Source organism: Aquimarina sp. AD10 (assembly GCF_003443715.1).
Lineage (GTDB): Bacteria > Bacteroidota > Bacteroidia > Flavobacteriales > Flavobacteriaceae > Aquimarina > Aquimarina aggregata.
On the sequence record NZ_CP031965.1, the window covers coordinates 5136997 to 5159537 of the forward strand.

At 34.5% G+C, this 22541-nt stretch carries 21 protein-coding genes; 18 read left to right on the top strand and 3 right to left on the bottom strand.

Annotated features, from left to right (window positions below):
• Positions 1-2: 2 nt before the first annotated feature.
• Complete coding sequence (locus D1816_RS21295; protein WP_066307932.1) at positions 3-980, bottom strand: M23 family metallopeptidase; 978 nt, start codon at positions 978-980, stop codon at positions 3-5.
• Positions 981-1259: 279 nt separating this feature from the next.
• Here D1816_RS21295 and alaS point away from each other — a divergent pair, with 279 nt between their 5' ends.
• Both alaS and D1816_RS21305 read left to right on the top strand, forming a co-directional pair.
• Entirely contained in the window at positions 1260-3890 is a 2631-nt protein-coding gene (gene alaS, locus D1816_RS21300) for an alanine--tRNA ligase (protein WP_118505558.1), read from the top strand.
• Between the two features lie 65 nt (positions 3891-3955).
• Complete coding sequence (locus D1816_RS21305) at positions 3956-4903, top strand: GSCFA domain-containing protein (protein WP_118505560.1); 948 nt, start codon at positions 3956-3958, stop codon at positions 4901-4903.
• A 13-nt stretch (positions 4904-4916) separates the two neighbouring features.
• Here D1816_RS21305 and D1816_RS21310 read toward each other — a convergent pair whose 3' ends face one another.
• Positions 4917-6677 carry an aromatic amino acid hydroxylase gene (locus D1816_RS21310; protein WP_118505562.1) on the bottom strand — a complete coding sequence of 587 codons (1761 nt, stop codon included), beginning with the start codon at positions 6675-6677 and terminating at the stop codon, positions 4917-4919.
• A gap of 413 nt (positions 6678-7090) precedes the next feature.
• On the opposite strand from D1816_RS21310, the gene D1816_RS21315 reads away from it, so the two are divergent.
• Complete coding sequence (locus D1816_RS21315; protein WP_158597701.1) at positions 7091-8734, top strand: T9SS type A sorting domain-containing protein; 1644 nt, start codon at positions 7091-7093, stop codon at positions 8732-8734.
• A gap of 16 nt (positions 8735-8750) precedes the next feature.
• Here D1816_RS21315 and D1816_RS21320 read toward each other — a convergent pair whose 3' ends face one another.
• On the bottom strand, positions 8751-9188 hold the full coding sequence (locus D1816_RS21320) for an META domain-containing protein (RefSeq protein ID WP_066307923.1): 438 nt from the start codon (positions 9186-9188) through the stop codon (positions 8751-8753).
• Between the two features lie 227 nt (positions 9189-9415).
• Between D1816_RS21320 and D1816_RS21325 the strand changes: the two genes are divergently transcribed.
• The 15 genes from D1816_RS21325 to D1816_RS21395 all read left to right on the top strand — a co-directional run bounded on the left by D1816_RS21325 (position 9416) and on the right by D1816_RS21395 (position 22531).
• The gene (locus tag D1816_RS21325; RefSeq protein WP_066307917.1) at positions 9416-9985 is read left to right on the top strand and encodes a TetR/AcrR family transcriptional regulator; all 570 of its coding nucleotides are present in this window, start codon (positions 9416-9418) and stop codon (positions 9983-9985) included.
• A gap of 103 nt (positions 9986-10088) precedes the next feature.
• Positions 10089-11162 carry a 1,2-phenylacetyl-CoA epoxidase subunit PaaE gene (paaE, locus tag D1816_RS21330; RefSeq protein WP_118505564.1) on the top strand — a complete coding sequence of 358 codons (1074 nt, stop codon included), beginning with the start codon at positions 10089-10091 and terminating at the stop codon, positions 11160-11162.
• A 65-nt stretch (positions 11163-11227) separates the two neighbouring features.
• A complete protein-coding gene (paaA, locus tag D1816_RS21335) occupies positions 11228-12184 on the top strand; it encodes a 1,2-phenylacetyl-CoA epoxidase subunit PaaA (protein ID WP_118505566.1) in 957 nt (318 codons plus the stop codon).
• Between the two features lie 65 nt (positions 12185-12249).
• Positions 12250-12534, top strand: a complete 285-nt coding sequence (paaB, locus tag D1816_RS21340) for a 1,2-phenylacetyl-CoA epoxidase subunit PaaB (protein WP_066307909.1) — start codon at positions 12250-12252, stop codon at positions 12532-12534.
• A 60-nt stretch (positions 12535-12594) separates the two neighbouring features.
• Positions 12595-13350, top strand: a complete 756-nt coding sequence (paaC, locus tag D1816_RS21345) for a 1,2-phenylacetyl-CoA epoxidase subunit PaaC (RefSeq protein WP_066308522.1) — start codon at positions 12595-12597, stop codon at positions 13348-13350.
• Positions 13351-13417: 67 nt separating this feature from the next.
• Positions 13418-13921, top strand: a complete 504-nt coding sequence (gene paaD, locus D1816_RS21350) for a 1,2-phenylacetyl-CoA epoxidase subunit PaaD (RefSeq protein WP_118505568.1) — start codon at positions 13418-13420, stop codon at positions 13919-13921.
• Between the two features lie 52 nt (positions 13922-13973).
• A complete protein-coding gene (locus tag D1816_RS21355; protein WP_066307905.1) occupies positions 13974-14339 on the top strand; it encodes a VOC family protein in 366 nt (121 codons plus the stop codon).
• A 6-nt stretch (positions 14340-14345) separates the two neighbouring features.
• Complete coding sequence (locus D1816_RS21360) at positions 14346-15125, top strand: enoyl-CoA hydratase-related protein (protein WP_118505570.1); 780 nt, start codon at positions 14346-14348, stop codon at positions 15123-15125.
• Positions 15126-15129: 4 nt separating this feature from the next.
• Positions 15130-16284: a 3-hydroxyacyl-CoA dehydrogenase NAD-binding domain-containing protein gene (locus tag D1816_RS21365; RefSeq protein ID WP_118506313.1), complete on the top strand. Its 1155-nt coding sequence runs from the start codon at positions 15130-15132 to the stop codon at positions 16282-16284.
• Positions 16285-16321: 37 nt separating this feature from the next.
• Positions 16322-16729 carry a PaaI family thioesterase gene (locus D1816_RS21370; protein ID WP_199729930.1) on the top strand — a complete coding sequence of 136 codons (408 nt, stop codon included), beginning with the start codon at positions 16322-16324 and terminating at the stop codon, positions 16727-16729.
• Between the two features lie 66 nt (positions 16730-16795).
• A complete protein-coding gene (locus D1816_RS21375; protein WP_118505572.1) occupies positions 16796-17338 on the top strand; it encodes a hypothetical protein in 543 nt (180 codons plus the stop codon).
• Positions 17339-17414: 76 nt separating this feature from the next.
• Positions 17415-18626, top strand: coding sequence for a 3-oxoadipyl-CoA thiolase (gene pcaF, locus D1816_RS21380; RefSeq protein WP_118505574.1), 1212 nt, complete (start codon positions 17415-17417; stop codon positions 18624-18626).
• Positions 18627-18629: 3 nt separating this feature from the next.
• Positions 18630-21128, top strand: coding sequence for a phenylacetic acid degradation bifunctional protein PaaZ (gene paaZ, locus D1816_RS21385; RefSeq protein ID WP_118505576.1), 2499 nt, complete (start codon positions 18630-18632; stop codon positions 21126-21128).
• A gap of 57 nt (positions 21129-21185) precedes the next feature.
• Positions 21186-21938, top strand: a complete 753-nt coding sequence (locus D1816_RS21390) for an enoyl-CoA hydratase/isomerase family protein (protein ID WP_118505578.1) — start codon at positions 21186-21188, stop codon at positions 21936-21938.
• Positions 21935-22531 (top strand): transferase hexapeptide repeat family protein, encoded by a 597-nt coding sequence (locus D1816_RS21395; RefSeq protein ID WP_118505580.1) that lies wholly within the window; start codon positions 21935-21937, stop codon positions 22529-22531. Before D1816_RS21390 ends, D1816_RS21395 begins: the two co-directional genes overlap by 4 nt.
• The last annotated feature ends 10 nt before the right edge of the window (positions 22532-22541 follow it).

Genomic DNA, 22541 nt, shown 5'->3' on the forward strand with positions numbered 1-22541 from the left:
ATTTAATCTAGAGTTTCATTAATTAAGTTTGATGCTTTAAGCATTTCGGCAAATTCCTCAGGGGTTAGACTTCCGTAATAGAAGTTTCTTGGATTAATTTTTTTGCCATCTTTGAAAATTTCATAATGCAAGTGCGGAGCTACAGATCTACCAGTATTACCAACATAACCTATAACATCTCCACGTTTCACTTTTTGTCCTTTTTTTACATTATATCGACTAAGATGTGCATATAGGCTTACATAGTTAAAGCCATGATCAATGCGTATATGTCTTCCGTAACCTGTAGAGTTTGCATCTGCTCTTTTTACAACACCATTACCTGATGCGTATACAGGGGTTCCCGTAGGTGCCGAAAAATCCATGCCATAATGAAATTTTCGAGCTTTAGTAAAAGGGTCACTTCTCCAACCGTAACCAGAAGCCATACGTTTTAAATCAGAATTTTGTATCGGTTGTATAGCAGGGATTGTAGCTAGAAGCTCTTCTTTTTTCTCTGCTAAAGCGGCTATTTCATCAAGAGATTTTGATTGTACAACAATCTGTTTAGTCAATTTGTCAATTCGTTCACTACTTTCTACAATCATTTTCGAATTGTCAAATCCTTCTAGATTTTTGTATCTATTAACGCCACCAAATCCAGCGTTACGAAGTTCTTCAGGTATTGGATTTGCTCCAAAATAAAGACGGTAAATATTGTCATCTCGCTCTGCAATTTCTTTTAATATATCTTCATCACGTTTCAAGCGCTTATTCATTAAGTCATATTGCAGTTGCATATTTTCGAGCTCCCTTTTGTATGCTTTTTCCTTAGGAGTCTCTAACTGGGGGATATTTAAATAAATAAGTAGTAAAATGAAGCCTGCCAAAAAAGTACCAACAACACCAATTGCAGCTAAACCGAATTTTCGTCCTTTCTTGTGCTCGATTCTTCGATAAGAAAGTGTCTCACTATCATAGTAATATTTAACCTTTGACATAATCTAAAATATGCTATTTTTGCAGGATATCAGTCAAAAAAAACTTGTTTTTTTATCAGACATCGCAACAAATATAATAAAATGTTGCAAAGTGCCGAAAAAACTGACAGATATTGAAAAAATGATTTTGATACAAGTGGTATTTAATAGGTTGATTTTTAGATTTTTATTCGGCATTTAAGAGTGTTGAACTAATATAACTGAAGATTTCAATAATTTATTAAAAATGATTATCTATGCCAACTATATCAGACCTTGAAAAATAGTAAACTTAAACGGATGAAATCCCAAGAAATTAGAAACCAATTTTTAGACTTTTTTAAATCAAAGAAACATGATATTGTATCATCTGCACCAATGGTGATTAAAGATGACCCAACATTAATGTTTACCAATGCAGGGATGAATCAGTTTAAAGAATTCTTTTTAGGCAATGGTACACCTAAAAATAATAGATTAACTGATACACAAAAATGTCTTCGTGTAAGCGGTAAACACAACGATTTAGAAGAAGTAGGTATGGATACCTATCATCATACAATGTTTGAAATGCTGGGGAACTGGAGTTTTGGAGATTATTTTAAAAAAGAAGCTATTGAATGGGCATGGGAATTACTAACAGATGTCTATGGTATTGATAAAGATATTCTCTATGTTTCAGTTTTTGAAGGAGCAAAGGATGAGAATCTAGAAATGGATCAAGAGGCTTATGACTTGTGGTCTGCAATTGTACCCGAAGACAGAATTATCATGGGGAATAAGAAAGATAATTTCTGGGAAATGGGAGATCAAGGTCCTTGTGGTCCGTGTTCCGAAATTCATGTGGATTTAAGGTCTGAAGAAGAAAAAGCTAAAATTCCCGGGCGTGATTTGGTAAATCAAGATGATCCCTTGGTTGTAGAGATTTGGAATCTGGTTTTTATGCAGTTTAATCGAAAAGCAGATAAATCTCTTGAGAAATTACCAGCACAACATGTAGATACTGGTATGGGGTTTGAGCGTCTGTGTATGGCATTGCAAGGTGTAAAGTCAAATTATGATACAGATGTTTTTACGCCTTTAATACGCGAGATAGAGACCATTACAAACTCAAAATATGATAAAAATAGCTTGCCAACAGAAGAAAATGGTAAAGTGAGTGTTGCTATTCGAGTGATAGCTGATCATGTTAGAGCTGTTTCATTTTCTATTGCCGATGGTCAATTGCCCAGTAATACAGGAGCAGGTTATGTAATTCGTAGGATTTTACGTAGAGCAATTCGATATGGTTTTACTTTTTTAGATACTAAAGAACCGTTTATTTATAAATTGGTAGAAACCTTAAGTAATCAAATGAGCGATGCTTTTCCTGAACTTAAAGCTCAGAAAAATTTAATTGTTAATGTAATTAAAGAAGAAGAGCAGTCTTTTTTAAGAACGTTAGATCAAGGATTAGTGTTGTTAGATAATGTGATAAAAAACACAAAAGGTAACGTGATTTCTGGTGAAAAAGCATTTGAGCTTTACGATACGTTTGGTTTTCCTATTGATCTTACAGCTTTAATATTAAGTGAACAAGGTTATGAGTTAGACGAACAAGGTTTCGAGTCAGAATTGCAGAAACAAAAAGATAGGTCTAGAGCAGCCTCTCAAGTGTCTGCTGGTGATTGGGAAATCCTGTTAGATAATGCTACCGAAGAGTTTATAGGATATGATACGCTTACTACAGATGTGAAATTAACACGTTACCGCAAGGTAAATAGTAAAAAGGATGGTGAGTTGTATCAAATGGTCTTTGATAAAACACCATTTTATCCAGAAGGAGGAGGGCAAGTTGGAGATAAAGGATATTTAGAAGTGCCTAATGGAGATGTCGTATATATAATAGACACTAAAAAGGAAAATAATCTGATTATTCATTTTGCTAAAAATTTACCAAAACATATCAACGAAACTTTAACCGCGGTTGTTGATGCAAAACAACGATCAAGATCAGCTTCTAATCATACTGCTACACATTTAATGCATCAGGCATTACGAACAATTCTAGGCACGCATGTAGAGCAAAAAGGATCTATGGTACATAGTGGTAATTTGCGATTTGATTTTTCACATTTTTCAAAAGTATCGGCCGAAGAATTGAAAGAAGTCGAAGATTTTGTAAATGCTAGAATACGAGAGCAACTTCCTTTAGAAGAACAACGTAATATTTCTTATGATAAGGCTATAGAAGAAGGTGCAATTGCATTATTTGGAGAAAAGTACGGGGATACTGTGCGGGCAATACGTTTTGGAGAGTCAATGGAACTATGCGGAGGAACCCATGTTACGAATACAAGTGATATTTGGCATTTTAAAATTACTTCAGAGAGCGCAATCGCTGCAGGAATACGAAGAATAGAAGCAATTACAGGTGATGCTGCAAAAGAATATTTTACAACACAATCTGAAGCGTATGCAGAGGTAACCAGTATACTGAAAACGAAAGACCCTATAAAGTCTATTTTGGCAATACAAGAAGAAAATGCAGAGCTTAAAAAACAACTTGAAGCCCTACTTAAGGATAAAGCTAAAAATTTAAAAGGCGATCTTAAATCTGAATTCGAAGAGATTAACGGAGTCAATTTCCTTGCAAAAAAAGTAGATCTTGATGCTGCCGGAATTAAGGATATTTCTTTTGAACTGGGAGGAGAGCTAAATAATGTATTTATCATATTTGGGACAGAGCAAAAAGGAAAAGCATTATTGTCCTGTTACATTTCTAAAAACCTTGTCGAAGAGAAAGGGCTAAATGCAGGTCAAGTAGTTCGGGAACTTGGTAAATATATCCAAGGAGGTGGAGGCGGACAACCATTTTTTGCAACTGCCGGAGGTAAAAATCCTAAGGGTATTCAGGAAGCACTAGAAAATGCGAGACAATATTTAGGTTAAATTCACGCTAAGTCCTTAGCAGATTATATGTATCTTTTTAGTGACTTAGCGAGAAACAGAATACTATGAACCTACAGACAAAAATAAAAGTAGATCCCCAAGATCAAAAAATCGATTACGAGTCAGAATTGTTTATGCTCGGTTCTTGTTTTGCAGAGAATATTGGAGAGAAATTTGAGTATTATAAATTTAAGAATGAAATCAATCCATTTGGGATTTTGTTTCACCCTAAAGCCATAGAAACTTTTCTTTGGATGGCTACCCAAGGTGAAATATATACAGAAACAGATTTGTTTTATCATAATGAGCAATGGCACTGTTTTGATGCGCACTCGTCTTTAAGTGACTCAAGTCAAGAGGCATTATGTAAGCGTTTAAATACTGCCTTGACTCAAGCAAGAAAAAAAATAGCGTCATCTACACATATTTTTATCACTCTTGGCACTTCTTGGGTATATAGATTAAAATCTTTGGATATGGTGGTAGCTAATTGTCATAAAATACCGCAACGAGAATTTGAAAAACAATTATTATCTGTTTCTGAAATAGAACAATGCCTTCAGAATAGTATCAATTTAATAAAAAGTGTAAATGCTAAGGCCAAAATAATATGTACAGTTTCTCCTGTAAGACATATTAAAGATGGAGTTATAGAGAATAATAGAAGTAAATCGCATCTGATAGCTGCTGTTCATGGAGTAAAGGATGCTATTGATGAGTTGGTTTATTTTCCTTCATACGAGATTGTGATGGATGAATTGCGTGATTATCGTTTTTATAATGCAGATATGATTCACCCTAGTGAAACTGCTATTCAGTATATTTGGGAACGTTTTTTAGAAGTTTGGTTCGAAGAAAAAGTGAAAAAAACAATGCGCGAAGTCGAAGAAATCCAAAAAGGATTAGCTCATCGTTCATTTAATCCTAACAGTAAGCAACATAATATGTTTTTGGAAAAATTATGGTCAAAAAAGAATCAGCTCCAAGCTGAATATCCTTTTATGGATTTTTAATAAGAAACTTTAATTAGGCAATTGTAAGATCTTTATCAATTATTTCTAAACCACTGTCGATTAGATGTTTTATTTCAGTTCTTTTGAGTTTTAATTCATTAAGATATTTTAAAATTTGAGATGTAAATTTTGGATCTCTATCATGAACCAATTCATAGATTTCCAACGATAGTAACCAGTCGTTTTGATGATCTTTTTCAATAATTTCGAAAATAGCTTCTAACGAAAATTTTGAATTTTCACCATTACGAATGTTCCGCACCGATGCATAGAGTTCATGCAATTCATTTTTCTCAGAGCTATGTTCTTGTTTCACAGTCGTAGTAGTTGAAACATGTGTTACCAAGTCAAAAGAATTATCATCTGCTGGTCCCGAGAAAGCAGAAACAATTTCTTTACCAACAGCTAAATCAAAAGTTCCCCATTCAGGTTTAAATAAAAATTCGTCTTTGTATTTAATGGTACATTCACTAAACTGAATCAAAATCAATTCGCCTTGTACGTTTCTCATTCCTGTGATATTGTTCCCTGCTACAGTAATTCCGCTTTCAAACTCAAATTCTATATATTCACCATCGTAAAAGTTATATGCTTTTAGGTCTCGAGGAGACATGTTTTCGATAGCAAGGTTAATGCCTTTTAATTTTCCAATAGGAGATCTAAAACCATTAGAATGCGTATCAACTCCGTGTCCAATAAGTTCTTTTTCTCTAAAAGATATTGCTGTTGGACCTTTGGTTTCAAAATAGATGACTTCATTGTCTTCATTTTTAATCATTCGATTAAATATTCCCGAAACTTGTAACCCTGTGCTTAATTCTATTGTTCCTAGATTCTCTGATTCAATAAGTTTGGCAAGTCCTCTGTGTCCGCCTTTCCGTAAGGCCATAGTATCTGCAAATTCTTCTAAGACTTGACATAAATACGCAAAATCAGGTGTCACAAATAATTGCGGTTGGGGTTTTGTAATATCAAAATCCTGAAAAGCCGCTTCTGGAGAGTATGATATTTTTTTTACATTGTCGGTCATACACCACTCGCTCTCTCCAATAGATGACAAGAGTCCAGCACCATATATTTTTGGATCTTCTGTAGTACCTATCAATCCGTATTCAACTGTCCACCAATGCAGGTTTCTAATTAAAGCCATTTCAGAAGGTGTTGATTTTTGATTTTGCAGTGCTTCTACTTTTTTTTCTGCATTGTCAATATCATTTTGATCAATATTTGATGCTTCTTTTAAAATTGAAAGTTTACGAACTGCTTCATACATCTCATAGTCTTTTTTAGAAGAAATAGCTTTGCAGCCAATTTTTCCAAAACGCCTTAGATACTCAGCATAATCTGGATTCGCAATAATAGGTGCGTGTCCTGCAGCTTCATGTATGATATCAGGAGCAGGAGTGTATTCTATATTTTCTAATTGCCTTATATCAGATGCAATAACTAGAATGTTATAAGCCTGAAACTCCATAAAAGCATTAGGAGGAATAAAACCGTCTACAGCCACAGCAGCCCACCCAATTTCTTTTAGAATCCTGTTCATGCCATACATACTTGGGATATCATCTACTGAAATTCCAGTTTTTTCAAGACCTTTTAAATATGATTTATGTGCAACCTTACTGAGAGAAGTAACATTTTTACGCATTACATATCTCCAAACAGCTTGATTAATTGGGGTGTACTCTTCATAATTTTGAGGCTTTATGAATTGCTTCAAGTGTGCAGGTAACCTATCAATTAAAGGATTAGAAGTTATGGTTTGCGACATAAAAAAATGTTTTATTCAACTATAATAGAATGGGAAAATAGTGGTTTTATTTAATATGGCGAATATAAAAGTAGAAATGATCTAGAATTTCATCATAAATGTTAATCTTTAGTGAATTTCTGAAACTACCCTTGCGTTATTCTGTCTTTTTATCCAGACAGAATACATAACTGGCTGATTAAAAAATTAAAAAAAGAGTAGGGTGTTTTGGTGTTAATGTGTTATATAATAGAAAGATGTACTTAATTAGTAAAATTATACGTTATACTACAAGACAATCAAGATGTAGTAGTTGGTAATTTTAATTCTTTAAAATATCCTGTTATAACATACAAGAATTTACAAAATTAAAAGTTAAGATAATTTCATGTTATTTTTAAATGATTAAATTTGATTTAGATAAAAATAGAGTTGTGAGATATAATGTTTTGATAATAGTATTGTTTTTTGCTTTTGGAATGGTTGATGCACAAATCACTAATGAAGGAGTCCCGCATAGTTATAATCTAATAAGCAAAAAGAGTATAACTCCAGAGATAATGGAGACTTTTGATATGGATAAAATCAAAGCAGAAGATGCAATAAATGATCAAAAACAGGGTGTGCCTTTTCGATTTGGACATGAGCTCCAGGTAGATTTAGGGTTTAAAAATGCTGGGGTTTGGGATGAACTTCCAAATGGAGATAGAATCTGGAGAATTAATATTGTTTCTGATGGAGCCAAAACAATAAATGTTGTTTTTAATACCTATAAAATCCCTAGAGGAGGTACAGTATATTTATATAATGATGATAAAACAGATCTTTTAGGGGCGTATACAAATATATTTAATCGGCCTGATGAAATGCTAGGAACTTGGTTGGTTGAAGGAGATGATATTTGGGTGGAGTATTATGAGCCTAGAAAAGTGAGAGGAAAAGGAATGTTGAATATTTCTAAAGTAATACACGGTTATCGATCTGTAACAGATGCCGAAGTACAGGCAAAGGCCCTTGGGAGTTCTGGGGATTGTAATCAAGATGTTGATTGTCCTGTAGGTTCTGATTTTGAAGCTTTAAAAAATGAATTAAAGAAGTCGGTAGGGTTTATTGTTCTTAATGGATTTGTTTGTACTGGAACATTGATAAATAATACAAGAAATGATAAGGCTCCGTATTTCCTAACGGCAAATCATTGTGATTCAGGATCAACAGCGACTTGGGCATTTCGTTTTAATTGGATAAGTCCAACTCCTTCTTGTTCAACAACAGCAAATAGTCCTGATGCCACGGTTAATCAGACGACTAGTGGTGCAACGTTATTAGCATCTAATAGTGAGTCTGATATGAAACTATTAAATCTGGATGGAGGATTAGATCCAGCATGGGATCTAGAATGGGCAGGTTGGGATCGTAGCGGTACAGCTCCAAGTTTTGTGGTGGGGATACATCACCCTTCAGGAGATATTATGAAAGTATGTAGATATGATCAAGCACCTACCCAAGGAGTTGTTAATTTTAATGGTAACCCTACCACAGAAGTTTGGAATATAACAGATTGGGACCTTGGAGTTACCGAAAGAGGCTCGTCAGGATCTGCTCTTTTTGATCCACAAGGTAGGATTATAGGAAAACTTTCTGGTGGTACTGCGGCATGCGATGGTGTAAATGATAATGGTGATCCGGATTTTTATGGGCGATTTGATGTTTCTTGGGATTTTGGAACAACCGATGCAACAAGACTTTCAAATTGGTTAGATCCTACGAATACCGGAAAAACTACTTTAGATACGTTTACTCAGGAAATAGAAAACGGAGGCGGAGTCAATCCTCCTATCGAAGCTGGAGAAGTTGATGTGTTTTTTGATGTTTCTAGATCTACAGTCACCATCAAGAATGGCGCTAGAAAAGTACTAGGTTTTAGTATCTTTGATATAGCAGGACGCACTATTGAGACAGGTCAATTATCAACTGACGAAAAAATTATCGATATGACAGATAGGGCTCCTGGAATGTATTTTGTTTATATTACTAATACTTCTAATAGAACGTCTTTTACAAAAAAAGTGTTGCGCTAATTTTAGGATTGATTCCTTATTCTTCTTTTGCGCGTATTCCACTGATTAAAACTTTTTTGTTTTTATCTCTTAAAAATAAAGAGTCTTGTTTTATATGTTTGCTTTTTGATTGTATGATGCTCTTAAGAAAACTGTCTTCTAATTTAATTTTCTTTTCGCAATACATTTTGGTACTAATCGGAGATTCAAAAGAAACTATTTCTTTATTATCTGTGTATGAGCACGAAAAAGTATTACAGCCGCTAAACCCATAGGTTGAATTACTTTTTTTGTCAAATGTAATATGAAGTTTTTCTTCTGAAATATCTTTTCCATTAAGAGTGATAATATAAAATTTGGATGGTATTGTTTCCTGGATTGTTTGGTCTTTATGAATATCAGTAGTCTTTTTATTGTTGCAATTTTTCGTATTTGAGAAAGTGAAGAAAAGTAAAATAATAAATAAGTGCTTCATGTGTAGTATAGGGTTAATGAATAATTAAGATATGGTTAAAGCAGTTAAATTACGATAATCTAGGTTTTTATTTGTAAAAATATGTATTATAAGAGATTAAAATTTATTTTTGGTAATTGTGATAAAGACTATGTTGTAGTATAATTCGTCAAAATGATATAGTCATACGGTTTAAAAATAAGATATGAACAACCCTATATTCTATAAAAACTAATACTTAACAATCAATGAGACCCGAAAGCAGAAAGCAAGAAATAATTAATGCAGCCGCAATACTTTTTAAAGAAAAAGGATACAGTGCAGTTACCATGAGAGACTTAGCTAAAGCTATGGGGATTAAAGCTGCAAGTTTGTACAATCATATACAATCAAAACAAGAGATACTCTCTACGATCATTATTGATTTAGCAGAAGAATTTACAACAGGTATGAATCAAATTGCAAATTCTGATCAAAATGCAATTCAGAAATTACAAAACATAATAAACCTGCATATAGATGTTACGTTAAGGAATTCAGATGGATTAGCTTCTCTAAATAATGATTGGATGCATTTAGAAGAAGAAAACCTTCAATATTTTGAAAAAATGAGGCATGAATATGAAGAAAGTTTTAGAAACATAGTGTATAAAGGTGTAGATAAAGGGGATATTAAATCGTATAATATTGAGATAATGGTGTTTTCAACATTGTCAACGCTTAGAACTCTTTATTTATGGTATCCCAAACAAAAAAATATCGATGCAGACATACTTAAACGTGATATGATGTCTGTTCTACTTAAGGGGATTGTATAGGTAATAATCCGCTGCGGTAAAAAATTAACAAACAATTAGTTTGTATATAAAACTAACAATTGTTAGTTTTGTTCTACTATAACGTTTTAGTTAAATAAACTGTATGACTGATTTTTATCCCATACGAGTTTCTCAATTAACAAAAGAAACTAAGGATTGCACTTCGATTACTTTTGACATTCCTGAAGAGTTAAAAGAACAGTTTTTGTATAAGCAAGGTCAACACCTTACGCTAAAAACTTTGATTAATGGTGACGAAGTTAGACGATCGTATTCTCTATGTTCAAGCCCTGTTGAAAACAAATGGCAGGTTGCTGTTAAAAGAATAAATGGAGGAGTGTTCTCGAATTATGCGAATGATATTCTTAAAGAAGGTGATTTTATAGATTTAATGCCTCCTTTAGGAAATTTCTTTGTTGAAGTAGAGCCTGCGAAAGCAAAAAACTACATAGCTTTTGCTGCTGGTAGTGGTATTACTCCTGTGTTGTCGATTATTAAAACCCATTTGGCCAAAGAGCCAAATAGTACTTTTAAACTGTTTTATTTGAATCGAAACGCTAAATCAATTATCTTTAAAGAAGAGATAGAAGCACTTAGAAATAAGTACTTTGGCCGGTTAGAGATATTTTATTTCTTAACTAAAGAACAAAGAGATATACCATTGCTTAATGGAAGATTTACTGCAGAAAAAATACAAGAGTTAACAAACAAAATTATTGATATCTCAAGTATAGATGAATGTTTCGTTTGCGGTCCAGAAGAAATGATTTTTTTAATAAGAGATGAGTTGGTAAATGCAGGTTTGTCAAAAGATAAAGTGAATTATGAGCTCTTCTTTTCTGGAGGAACAGAAGAAGATCAAAAACGGGCAGCAGAAGTAGCAGAGCATAAATTCGACGGTACCGAAGTCACAATTATTGATGGAGGAAAAGAATTTCACTTTGCAATGGATGATGATTATGACAACATCTTAGATGGCGCACTAGCATCAGGAGCGGATTTGCCTTATGCATGTAAAGGTGGTGTTTGTAGTACCTGCAAATGTAAAGTTATCGAAGGAGAGGTAGAAATGAAAATAAATTATGCGTTAGAACCGGACGAAGTAGCAAAAGGTCTAGTTCTATCGTGCCAAGCAGTACCTACAACAGAAAAAGTAGTTGTAGATTTTGACGTGTAATGATGTTTTTACATCATTTTGATTGTATACAATAGAATTCATTTTCATAATAAAAACAGATTGTTATGAGCGAAAAAGAAATAAAAAATTTAGAGGAAATCTTTGATCAAAGGATTGCCAGAGATGAAAAGATCGAGCCAAAAGATTGGATGCCCGAGAAGTATCGAAAAACCCATATTCGTCAGATTTCTCAGCATGCTCATTCTGAAATTGTAGGAATGCTTCCTGAAGGGAATTGGATTTCCCGAGCCCCATCGATGAGAAGAAAAGTAGCATTATTGGCTAAAGTACAAGATGAAGCAGGACATGGTTTGTATTTATACAGTGCTTGTGAAACTTTAGGTATTTCTAGAGATGAGTTATACGATCAACTACATACAGGTAAGGCAAAATATTCTAGTATTTTTAATTATCCAACGATTACTTGGGCAGATATAGGAGCCATTGGTTGGTTGGTAGATGGTGCTGCTATTATCAATCAAGTACCGCTTTGCAGTACATCTTATGGACCATACGCACGGGCTATGGTAAGAGTGTGTAAGGAAGAAAGTTTTCATCAAAGACAAGGATATGAAATTATGATGACTCTTGCTAAGGGAACGCCAGAGCAAAAAGCAATGGCTCAGGATGCTTTAGACAGATGGTGGTGGCCAGCATTAATGATGCTTGGACCTACAGACGCAGAATCTGTGCATACCGAACAGTCAATGAAATGGAAACTAAAAAGAAAAACTAATGATGAATTGCGTCAACAGTTTATAGATCAAACAGTACCGCAAGCAGACTTGATAGGATTAACAATTCCTGATGCAAATTTAAAGTGGAATGAAGAAACAAATCACTATGATTTTGGAGAAATAGACTGGGATGAATTTTGGCAAGTCGTAAAAGGTCATGGCCCTTGTAATAAAGAAAGATTATCAGCAAGAGTTAATGCTTGGGAAGAGGGAGAATGGGTTCGTGATGCTGCAATGGCATATGCCAAAAAAGAAGAGGATAAGAAACTTAAAAAGGCAATCTGATTTTTTGATCAGAGAAGTTCTTAATCATAAGACAAATTATAGAATAATTACTAAAACATAAACGTGTGAAAAATAATTGGCCCCTTTGGGAAGTATTTGTACGAAGTAAAAATGGTTTAGAACATCGCCATTTTGGAAGCCTGCATGCTGCAGATGCTGAAATGGCTTTAGAAAATGCAAGAGATGTATATACACGTAGAAATGAAGGTGTAAGTATTTGGGTGGTAGAATCCAAAAATATTACAGCTTCTAATCCAGATAATAGCGAAGAATTATTTGACCCTGCTCACGATAAGGTGTATAGACATCCAACGTTTTATACGTTACCAGATGAAGTGAAACATATGTGATAGGCATCCAAAGAAATGTTTCAATAAAATGTAATGTTTCTAATTAAAGCAAATTTTACAATGAAAAACGAAAATAAAGTACAATATATCTTTGGTATAGCTGATAATGCCTTGATTCTGGGACAACGATTATCAGAATTATGTGGACATGGGCCAAATCTAGAAACAGATATTGCTATGACCAACATGGCGTTAGATTTATTAGGGCAAACGCGTAGCTATTATCAATATGCTGCTCAACTTACCGAAGGAGAAAAAACCGAAGATGATATTGCTTTTCTAAGAACAGAAAGACAATATAAAAATGTACTTCTAGTAGAACAACCTAATAGGCATTTTGGGTATGTCATTACAAGACAATTTTTTTATGATGTTTTTCATCTGCTATTCTTAAGAGAATTAGAAAATAGTACCGATTCAACTTTAGCTGCAATAGCTAAAAAAGGAATTAAAGAAGTGAGTTATCATCAGCGATTTTCATCAGATTGGATGAAGAGATTAGGAGATGGAACAAAAGAGAGTCATGAAAAAGTACAAGAAGCCGTAGATGATTTATGGAGATTTACAGACGAGCTATTTCATATGACAGCAGATGATACTTTAGCAGTAGAACATCATATTGGTATCGATGTAAAGACATTAAAAGATAGATATTACCAGATAGTAAGTGAAATTCTTGAAGAAGCTACTCTTAAAGTGCCCGAAACCAAATGGTTTCAAAAAGGTGGTAAACAAGGAATCCATAGCGAACACATGGGGTATTTACTTTCAGATTTACAATATATGCAAAGAACATATCCTAATATGAAATGGTAATTTAATTGCATTTTTATATTTATGATTTTTCTATTGTACGTATTTTTTTGACTACAACTACTATAAAATGACAATACAATTAGAGCAACATATAGATCCTGAACTAATTCCAATTCTGGAAGAAGTTCATGATCCTGAAATCCCTGTTTTGTCAATTATGGATATGGGTGTTGTTCGAACTGCAAAAGTCCTAGATAATATTGTAAAAGTGACTATTACGCCTACATATAGTGGTTGTCCAGCTATGGATGTAATAGGAGATGATATTGTTCATGCTTTTGAGAAAGTAAATATTAAAGCCGAAGTATCACTAGTATTGGCTCCAGCGTGGACAACAGACTGGATTACCCCCAGAGGGAGAAAAGCCTTAGAAAGATATGGTATCGCTGCTCCTTTAGAAGCTGAAGCGGATAAAGAAGTACTACTGGGAGGTAAAAGAATAGTAAAATGCCCGCAATGTAGTTCACCAAATACTAAAGTAATAAGTCAATTTGGATCAACGGCTTGTAAAGCGCTATTTCAGTGTGATGATTGCCTTGAACCCTTTGATTATTTTAAGTGTCTTAAATGATAGTAGGCGATTTTAATCGTAAAATACAGAGTACAAACAAAACTATAAAATAATGTTAGGCCTAAGAACCACAATTTATAAAGTTAGTGATCTGGAAAAAGCAAAAGATTGGTATGCTAAGGCTTTTGATAAACAGCCTTATTTCGACGAGCCTTTTTATATCGGATATAATATCGGAGGGTTTGAATTAGGATTACAACCAAGAGATAATGATGGTGATCAAAAAACAGAAGCTGCAATTTCTTATTGGGGTGTAGATAATATTAATAATACATATCAAAAATTATTGGATTTAGGGGCTTCCGAATATGAAAAACCAACAAATGTAGGAGGTGAAATTGTGGTAGCATCAGTAAAGTGCCCTTGGAACAATATCATTGGAATTATTTATAATCCAGAATTTAAAATAGAGAATTAAAGAACTATGCCTTCAATACAATTACACATTGAGAATGGTGTGGCGCAAGTGACGCTAAACCGCCCAGAAACTTTTAATAGTTTCAACAGAGAAATGGCCTTATTACTTCAAAATACCTTAGATGAATGTGGTGCTAACCAAGAAGTAAGAGCAATTATTTTAACAGGTAACGGTAAGGCTTTTTGTGCAGGTCAGGATTTAAATGAAGTTACATCACCAGAGTTGAACCCTGGTTTCAGAAAAATATTAGAAGAACATTATAATCCAATTATAGAAAGAATAAGAACGATAGAAAAACCTATTGTAGCGGCAGTAAATGGAGTAGCAGCAGGAGCCGGAGCAAATATTGCATTGGCCTGTGATATTGTAGTGGCTGTAGAAAATGCGAGCTTTATTCAGGCATTTAGTAAGATAGGGTTGATTCCTGATAGTGCAGGTACGTTTTTTCTTCCTAGGTTAATTGGTTTTCAAAAAGCTTCTGCACTCATGATGTTAGGAGATAAAGTCTCTGCAGAAGAAGCTGAGCGATTAGGAATGTTATACAAAGTATATTCCGCCGATACTTTTATCGAGGAAGCAAATAAGCTAGCTTTAAAATTAGCACAGATGCCAACCAAAGCATTAGGACTTACAAAGAGATTGTTAAATCAATCTATGGTGAATACTCTTGAAGAACAATTAAGCGTAGAATCAGATTTACAAATAGAAGCAGCAGAAAGCGAAGATTATGCAGAAGGAGTAAATGCATTCATTCAAAAAAGAAAACCGATTTTTAAAGGTAAATAGAAATATGATTGTAGGTATTATAGGATCTGGAACAATGGGTAGTGGTATAGCACAAGTTGCAGCTACTGCTGGATGCGTGGTAAAAGTATTCGACACCAGACAAGAAGCACTCGATAAAAGTAAACAAGCTTTAGAGAAAATACTAACTCGATTGACCCAAAAAGATAGAATCGATGAAATCGAAAAAAACCGTATTCAATCTAATATTTCCTATGTAAGTTCCTTAAAAGACTTACATGATGCTAATCTTACTATAGAAGCAATTATTGAAGATCTGGATATTAAAAAGAAGGTGTTTTCAGAATTAGAGAGCTATGTTTCTGCTACGACGATAATTGCATCAAATACATCATCCTTGTCAATTGCATCAATAGCCTCGTCTTTAGATAAACCAGAACGTTGTATTGGAATTCACTTTTTTAATCCAGCACCTTTAATGAAATTGGTAGAGGTAATTCCAGCAGTACAAACTTCAACTCATACGACAGAGAAAGTTGTTCAAATTATTGGGGACTGGAAAAAAGTAGTGGCTATCGCAAAAGACACTCCCGGATTTATTGTTAATCGAGTAGCACGACCATTTTACGGAGAATCCTTAAGGATTTATGAAGAAGGCCTTGCTGATATCGCAACAATAGATTGGAGTCTTAAAACTCTGGGAGGATTTAGAATGGGAGCTTTTGAACTCATGGATTTTATAGGAAACGATGTTAATTATACCGTTACCGAGACTGTTTTTAAAGCTTTTTATTGTGATCCAAGATATAAACCTTCATTTACTCAAAAAAGATTGTCTGAGGCAGGATATCTCGGTCGAAAATCAGGAAAAGGGTATTACGAATATGGTGATGATATAGTGCAACCGCAACCAAATAAGGATACAGCCTTATCAGAGTATATTTTTAACAGAGTATTAGTCATGTTAATTAACGAGGCGGCTGATGCATTGTTTTGGAATATTGCATCTGCAGAAGATATTGATAATGCAATGACCAAAGGAGTGAATTACCCTAAAGGTCTTTTGGCTTGGGCAGACGAAAAGAGTATAAACTGGTGTGTTGCGATGCTGGATGATTTGTATGACGAATATCATGAAGATAGATATCGATGTAGTCCGATTCTTAGAAAAATGAATAAAGAAAACAAAACCTTTTTTTAATCCCAGAAAAATAAGAAGTAGTAATTCACCATAAAGTATGATTAAAGCAGAAGATATTCCATATAAAATGTTACGTCAGGATGCATACAGCAGTTGGCTCGGAATTGAAATTTTAGAATGCGAGATTGGAAGATGTAAAGTGGGTATGACAATTAGAAAAGAAATGCTTAATAGCATGGGGAAAGCGCATGGTGGAATTAGCTATTCATTAGCAGATACAGCATTTGGTTTTTCAGCAAATACACATGGTAAATACGCTGTTTCTATTGAAACATCAATTAATCATATTGAAGCGCTTGAAGAAGGAGATTATATCATAGCAGAAGCTGTAACCGATATAACTAAAACTAAAATAGGGTTTAATATCGTTGAGGTAAAAAGAGAAAATGATATTGTTGCCCTATTTAAAGGAGTAGTATATAGAACCGGTAAAGACTGGGAATAAATATAAAATAAACCATATTAACCATAACTAAACACAAACTCTAAACAATTGAAAACAATTTTAATAATGGCTTCTTTTTTACTGCTTATTTCTTGTGGAAAAGAGGTGAAGACTAAAAAAGAAACTTCCTCTGATGTCGATCCATCAAAATTTGAGATAACAAGCGAAGAAGGAGATTACACAGCAGAAGATTTAGAAACAGCACTTAATGAAGCTTTCAATGATAATATTGAGATGGAAATTGACGAAACTGTTTTTGTAGTGGATAATGCCATTAACAAAGAAAACGAGGAAAAGACGGCAGGGATTATGAAAATGTTAGCTTCAGATTCTTATGAAGAGTTTAAAAGGCAAGCCGAGGAAAAACCAAAAAACCAAGATGGAAGAAAAACCTTGAAACTAGAAGAAGTAGAAATACAAGGGAAGAAAGTTTTGGTTGAGAAGTTATTGGCAGTAAATGAAAAAGGTAATAACGTTATATTAATGATGCATGCCTTTCCTGCAGGAGAAAAAACAATTATGGTATCTTCTTATTTTTTGGAAAAAGAAGAATCTAAATATTTACCAGTAATAGAAAAGTCGGTATTGTCAGCAAAACTGAAAGAATAAATATATTGTAAAATGTAAAATTTTAAATAAACAAGTTTTAATCAGATTTGCATTTACATTTAAAAATTTAAAAATTTTGAAAGAAGCATACATTATTGATGGAGTCAGAACTCCAATAGGCAATTATAAAGGAACCTTATCAGCAGTTAGGACCGATGATTTAGGAGCTTTGGTTATAGAGAAATTGGTAGAAAATAACCCAGATATTCCCAAAGAAGCATATGATGATGTAATAATGGGATGTGCTAATCAGGCAGGAGAAGATAATCGTAATGTTGCAAGAATGTCATTGTTATTGGCTGGTTTGCCATTTACGGTTCCCGGAGAAACTGTAAATCGTCTTTGTAGCTCGGGGTTATCTGCCATAATTCATGCTAATCGTGCTATTAAAGCAGGAGATGGAGATCTTTTCATCTCAGGAGGAGTAGAAAATATGACACGTGGACCATATGTGATAGCCAAACCTTCATCAGCTTATGGTAACGATTCTAAAATGTATGATTCTAGTTTTGGATGGCGTTTTGTAAACCATAAAATGCAAGAATTGTATGGAACAGATGGAATGGGAAATACGGCAGAGAACTTGGTTGAAAAATATAATATTTCAAGAGAAGATCAAGATGCTTTTGCATATTGGAGTCAAATGAAAGCTACGGCTGCTCAAAAATCTGGAAGACTAGCAAAAGAAATTACGACTGTCAAAATTCCGCAACGCAAAAAAGACCCTATCCTATTCTCTAATGATGAGTTTATTAAACCAAATACGAGCAAAGAGGTATTAGGAAAATTACGCGCAGCTTTTAAAAAAGATGGAAGTGTTACTGCGGGTAACTCATCTGGACTTAATGATGGTGCTGCTGCTACAATAATTGCTTCAGAAGAAGCAGTACAAAAATATAACTTGAAACCCTTAGCAAGAATAGTAAGTTCTGCGGTTGTAGGAGTAGAACCAAGAATTATGGGTATAGGGCCTGTTCAAGCATCAAACAAAGCTTTAGAGAAAGCAGGAATAACAATGAAGGATATTGATGTTATAGAACTTAACGAAGCATTTGCTTCTCAAGCTTTAGCATGCATACGCGAGTGGGGTTTAGAAGACAATGATCCAAGAATTAATCCAAATGGGGGGTCCATTGCTATAGGACATCCTTTGGGTGTTACGGGGGCTAGAATTGCATATTCTGCCGCCTTAGAATTACAAGAACAAAATAAAAGATACGCGCTTATCACTATGTGTGTGGGTGTAGGACAAGGATATGCTTGTATTATAGAAAACGTTAACCTTTAATTTATGAAAAAACTAGAAAATTACGTTAATGGTAAATGGGTTGCTGGTTCTGGAGATGGACTCATAATGCATGATGCCGTAACTGGCGAAGTTATAGGTATGTCGACTACAGAAGGTCTCGATATTCCTGAAGTTCTACAATACGGAAGAACAAAAGGAGGTGAGATTTTAAGTAAAATGACGTTTCAAGAACGTGGTAACATGCTAAAAAAACTAGCATTGTACCTTACTAAACGCAAAGAAGAGTTTTATGAATTAAGTTATCGTTCTGGTGCAACTAGAATTGATAGTTGGATAGATATAGAAGGAGGGTTTGGTAACCTTTTTGTAAACGCATCCTTGCGTAAATTATTTCCTAATCAATCATATCATGTAGAAGGGGATCCTATAGATCTTTCCCGAGGAGGAAGATTCATGGCACATCATATTTTAGTCCCTAAAAGAGGTGTAGCCGTACACATAAACGCATTTAATTTCCCGATATGGGGGATGCTAGAAAAGTGCGCAGTAAACTGGATGGCTGGAGTACCAGCAGTAGTACTACCAGCACCCCAAACCGCATATTTAACAGAAGCTGTAGTTCGTGTAATTATTCATTCAGGGATATTGCCAGAAGGAGCATTGCAACTACTAAGTGGGATGACTAAAACAATATTGGATACAGTGGCTTCTCAAGATGTTGTTACGTTTACAGGTTCGGCACATACCGGTAGAATTCTTAAAGCACATCCAAGATTGATAGAAGAATCTGTACCCTTTACAATGGAAGCCGATTCTTTAAACGCGTCTGTATTAGGAAAAGATGCTGTGCCAGGGACACCAGAATTTGATTTGTTTATCAAAGAAGTTAGAAAAGAAATGACCGTAAAATCTGGTCAAAAATGTACTGCGATTCGAAGAATAATTGTGCCTTCAGATCTAGTTGAAGATGTACAAATAGCATTAGGTCAGCAATTAGATAAGGTAACTATTGGAGATCCAAGATTGAAAGAAGTTCGAATGGGAGCTCTGGCAAGCAAGAAACAGGTCGAAAGTTTTAAGGATAATGTAGCAGAGATTGCCAAAACTGCACAATTAGTATATGGGGATCTCGATAAAATAGAAACTATTGGTGCTGATGCTCAAAAAGGAGCATTTGTATCTCCTGTTTTGTTACGAGAAGATAATCCATTTAAGAATACAGGTGTTCATGAAATAGAAGCATTTGGACCTGTATCTACGATTATGCCTTATGATAGTTTAGAGGACGCAATTACATTATCTCAAATGGGTAAAGGTTCATTGGTGTCTTCTATTTTTACGTATGATGATCAAATTGCAAAAGAATATGTGGTGGGCGCAGCGTCTCATCACGGACGTATTTTGATAGGAAACAGAGAAAATGCAAGGCAAAGTACAGGTCATGGTTCTCCACTGCCAATGCTTACACATGGCGGACCCGGAAGAGCAGGAGGCGGTGAAGAAATGGGAGGAATGCGAGGTATCAAGCATTATATGCAGAGATGTGCTATTCAAGGTACACCAACTACTTTAACAGAAGTTACAGGAATTTATCAAGCAAATTCAGCTTATAAAAAATCAGAACAGCATCCATTTTCGTATCATTGGGAAGATATCCAACCAGGGATGTCTATTAAAACCCATAAGCGTACGGTAACAGATACCGATATTATTAATTTTGGAAATCTAACATGGGATCATTTCTATGCCCATACAGATATTACATCTTTAGACGGTAGTATTTTTGAAAAACGTACTGCCCACGGATACTTTATCCTGGCTGCTGCTGCGGGTCTATTTGTATATCCTAATAAAGGCCCAGTGGCTGCAAACTATGGGTTAGAAGAATGTCGTTTTTTACGACCAATATATCATAATGATACGGTATATGTTAGATTAACTTGCAAACAAAAAATCGATCGTGATCACCGTGGTAAAGAACTGCCAAGCGGAATTGTAAAATGGTTTGTAGAAGTATTTGATCAAGAAGATGAGTTAACTGCAATTGCCACCATTTTAACGATGGTACAAAAAAAATCTCCATTTGTACAAGTGAATCGATCAAATATAGAGGGATATTTATCCAAACTTAATGAAGGTATAAAACCTAAATGGGGAATTATGACTGCTCAACATATGATAGAGCATGTAGAAAAGACCATTAGAATAGGAGCTGGGGAAATTCAAGATTTTGAAATCGCTACTCCAGAAAAATATTTAGAGAAAGTACAGGAAATGGTGTATAACCATAAACCAATGCCAGAGGGGCATCAACACCCTTTAATGAAAGAAGGAATTGTAGAGGATTTGGTACATGAAAATTTAATCGCTGCCAAAACAAAATTGTTAGAAGCTTTTGATGAGTTTGAAGCATATTTTAAAGAGAATCCTGAGGCGATTACAAAAAATGCTGTGTTTGGCGATATGAATAAATTTGAATGGGATTTATTAAATGTAAAGCATTTAAATCATCATTTCGAGCAGTTTGGACTTTTTGATTAAATACTAATTAAGTGTTGTACATACTATACAGATGTATGTTATAACAAAACAAATATTATGACACAACCATACGTTAACATAACTATAGAAAATCAAGTAGGGATTATAGAGTTTTTTCACCCTGCTCATAATTCATTACCAGGAGATATTCTGGCAAAATTAGCTCAAACGATTACCGATGCCGGAGAAAATGAGGATATAAAAGTCATTGTTTTAAAAAGTGGAAGAGACAGAACTTTTTGTGCAGGAGCTAGTTTTAAAGAACTTATAACGATTGATGATGCCGAAACAGGAAAGGTATTTTTCTCAGGCTTTGCTAACGTAATTAATGCGATGCGCAAGTGTCCAAAGTTTATTATCGGAAGAATCCAAGGAAAGACTGTTGGAGGTGGAGTAGGAGTTGCAGCAGCTACGGATTATTGTATGGCAACAAAATACGCGTCTATAAAATTAAGTGAACTCAATGTTGGTATTGGCCCATTTGTAGTTGGACCTGCGGTCGAACGTAAAATAGGACTATCAGCAATGACCCAGATTGCCATAGATGCAAATTCGTTTTATGATGCCGAGTGGGCAAAAGATAAAGGGTTGTTCACTAAAGTTTTTGAAGATATAGAAACATTAGACCAAGAAGTAAAAACTTTTGCAGAACATTTATGCTCTTATAATCCTGAGGCTATGGCCGAGATGAAAAAAGCGTTCTGGGCGGGTACAGAAAATTGGGATACTTTATTAGCAGATAGGGCTGTAATCAGTGGCAGATTAGTGCTAAGTGAATTTACAAAAGAAACACTAAAAAGGTTTAAATGATATATAGCTTCAAAGGATATATACCCGTAGTGCACGAATCTAGTTTTGTGCATCCTCTTGCTGCAGTAACAGGAAATGTAATTATTGGTAAAAATTGTTACATAGGTCCTGGTGCAGCAATACGAGGAGACTGGGGAGAAATTATTCTTGAAGATGGTGTTAATGTACAAGAAAATTGTACAGTGCATATGTTTCCTGGTAAATCAATTATATTAAAAGAAAGTGCACATGTTGGACACGGAGCGGTAATACATGGAGCCAATTTAGGACGTAATTGTTTGATTGGTATGAATACGGTAATTATGGACGACGCAGAAATAGGAGATGAATGTATTGTAGGAGCGATGTCCTTTGTAAAAGCTAAAACCATCTTTGCTGCTCGAAGTTTAATTGTAGGTAATCCAGCCAAAGTAATCAAAGAGGTAAGCGATGATATGATCGACTGGAAAACAAAAGGAACTATGTTATATCAACAGTTACCTGCGGATTGTTTTGAATCATTAAAAGAAGTAGAGCCTTTGCGAGAAGTACCAAAACAAAGATCTACTCAAGAAGCGTTTTATAAAACATTAGAAGAATTTAGAAACAAATAACGAAGAGATC

Bases quoted from the DNA above. Each gene is read 5' to 3' on its own strand.
- D1816_RS21295 (WP_066307932.1), bottom strand. From the start codon at position 980: ATGTCAAAGGTTAAATATTACTATGATAGTGAGACACTTTCTTATCGA.
- alaS (WP_118505558.1), top strand. From the start codon at position 1,260: ATGAAATCCCAAGAAATTAGAAACCAATTTTTAGACTTTTTTAAATCA.
- D1816_RS21305 (WP_118505560.1), top strand. From the start codon at position 3,956: ATGAACCTACAGACAAAAATAAAAGTAGATCCCCAAGATCAAAAAATC.
- D1816_RS21310 (WP_118505562.1), bottom strand. From the start codon at position 6,677: ATGTCGCAAACCATAACTTCTAATCCTTTAATTGATAGGTTACCTGCA.
- D1816_RS21320 (WP_066307923.1), bottom strand. From the start codon at position 9,188: ATGAAGCACTTATTTATTATTTTACTTTTCTTCACTTTCTCAAATACG.
- D1816_RS21325 (WP_066307917.1), top strand. From the start codon at position 9,416: ATGAGACCCGAAAGCAGAAAGCAAGAAATAATTAATGCAGCCGCAATA.
- paaE (WP_118505564.1), top strand. From the start codon at position 10,089: ATGACTGATTTTTATCCCATACGAGTTTCTCAATTAACAAAAGAAACT.
- paaA (WP_118505566.1), top strand. From the start codon at position 11,228: ATGAGCGAAAAAGAAATAAAAAATTTAGAGGAAATCTTTGATCAAAGG.
- paaC (WP_066308522.1), top strand. From the start codon at position 12,595: ATGAAAAACGAAAATAAAGTACAATATATCTTTGGTATAGCTGATAAT.
- paaD (WP_118505568.1), top strand. From the start codon at position 13,418: ATGACAATACAATTAGAGCAACATATAGATCCTGAACTAATTCCAATT.
- D1816_RS21355 (WP_066307905.1), top strand. From the start codon at position 13,974: ATGTTAGGCCTAAGAACCACAATTTATAAAGTTAGTGATCTGGAAAAA.
- D1816_RS21360 (WP_118505570.1), top strand. From the start codon at position 14,346: ATGCCTTCAATACAATTACACATTGAGAATGGTGTGGCGCAAGTGACG.
- D1816_RS21365 (WP_118506313.1), top strand. From the start codon at position 15,130: ATGATTGTAGGTATTATAGGATCTGGAACAATGGGTAGTGGTATAGCA.
- D1816_RS21370 (WP_199729930.1), top strand. From the start codon at position 16,322: ATGATTAAAGCAGAAGATATTCCATATAAAATGTTACGTCAGGATGCA.
- D1816_RS21375 (WP_118505572.1), top strand. From the start codon at position 16,796: ATGGCTTCTTTTTTACTGCTTATTTCTTGTGGAAAAGAGGTGAAGACT.
- paaZ (WP_118505576.1), top strand. From the start codon at position 18,630: ATGAAAAAACTAGAAAATTACGTTAATGGTAAATGGGTTGCTGGTTCT.
- D1816_RS21390 (WP_118505578.1), top strand. From the start codon at position 21,186: ATGACACAACCATACGTTAACATAACTATAGAAAATCAAGTAGGGATT.
- D1816_RS21395 (WP_118505580.1), top strand. From the start codon at position 21,935: ATGATATATAGCTTCAAAGGATATATACCCGTAGTGCACGAATCTAGT.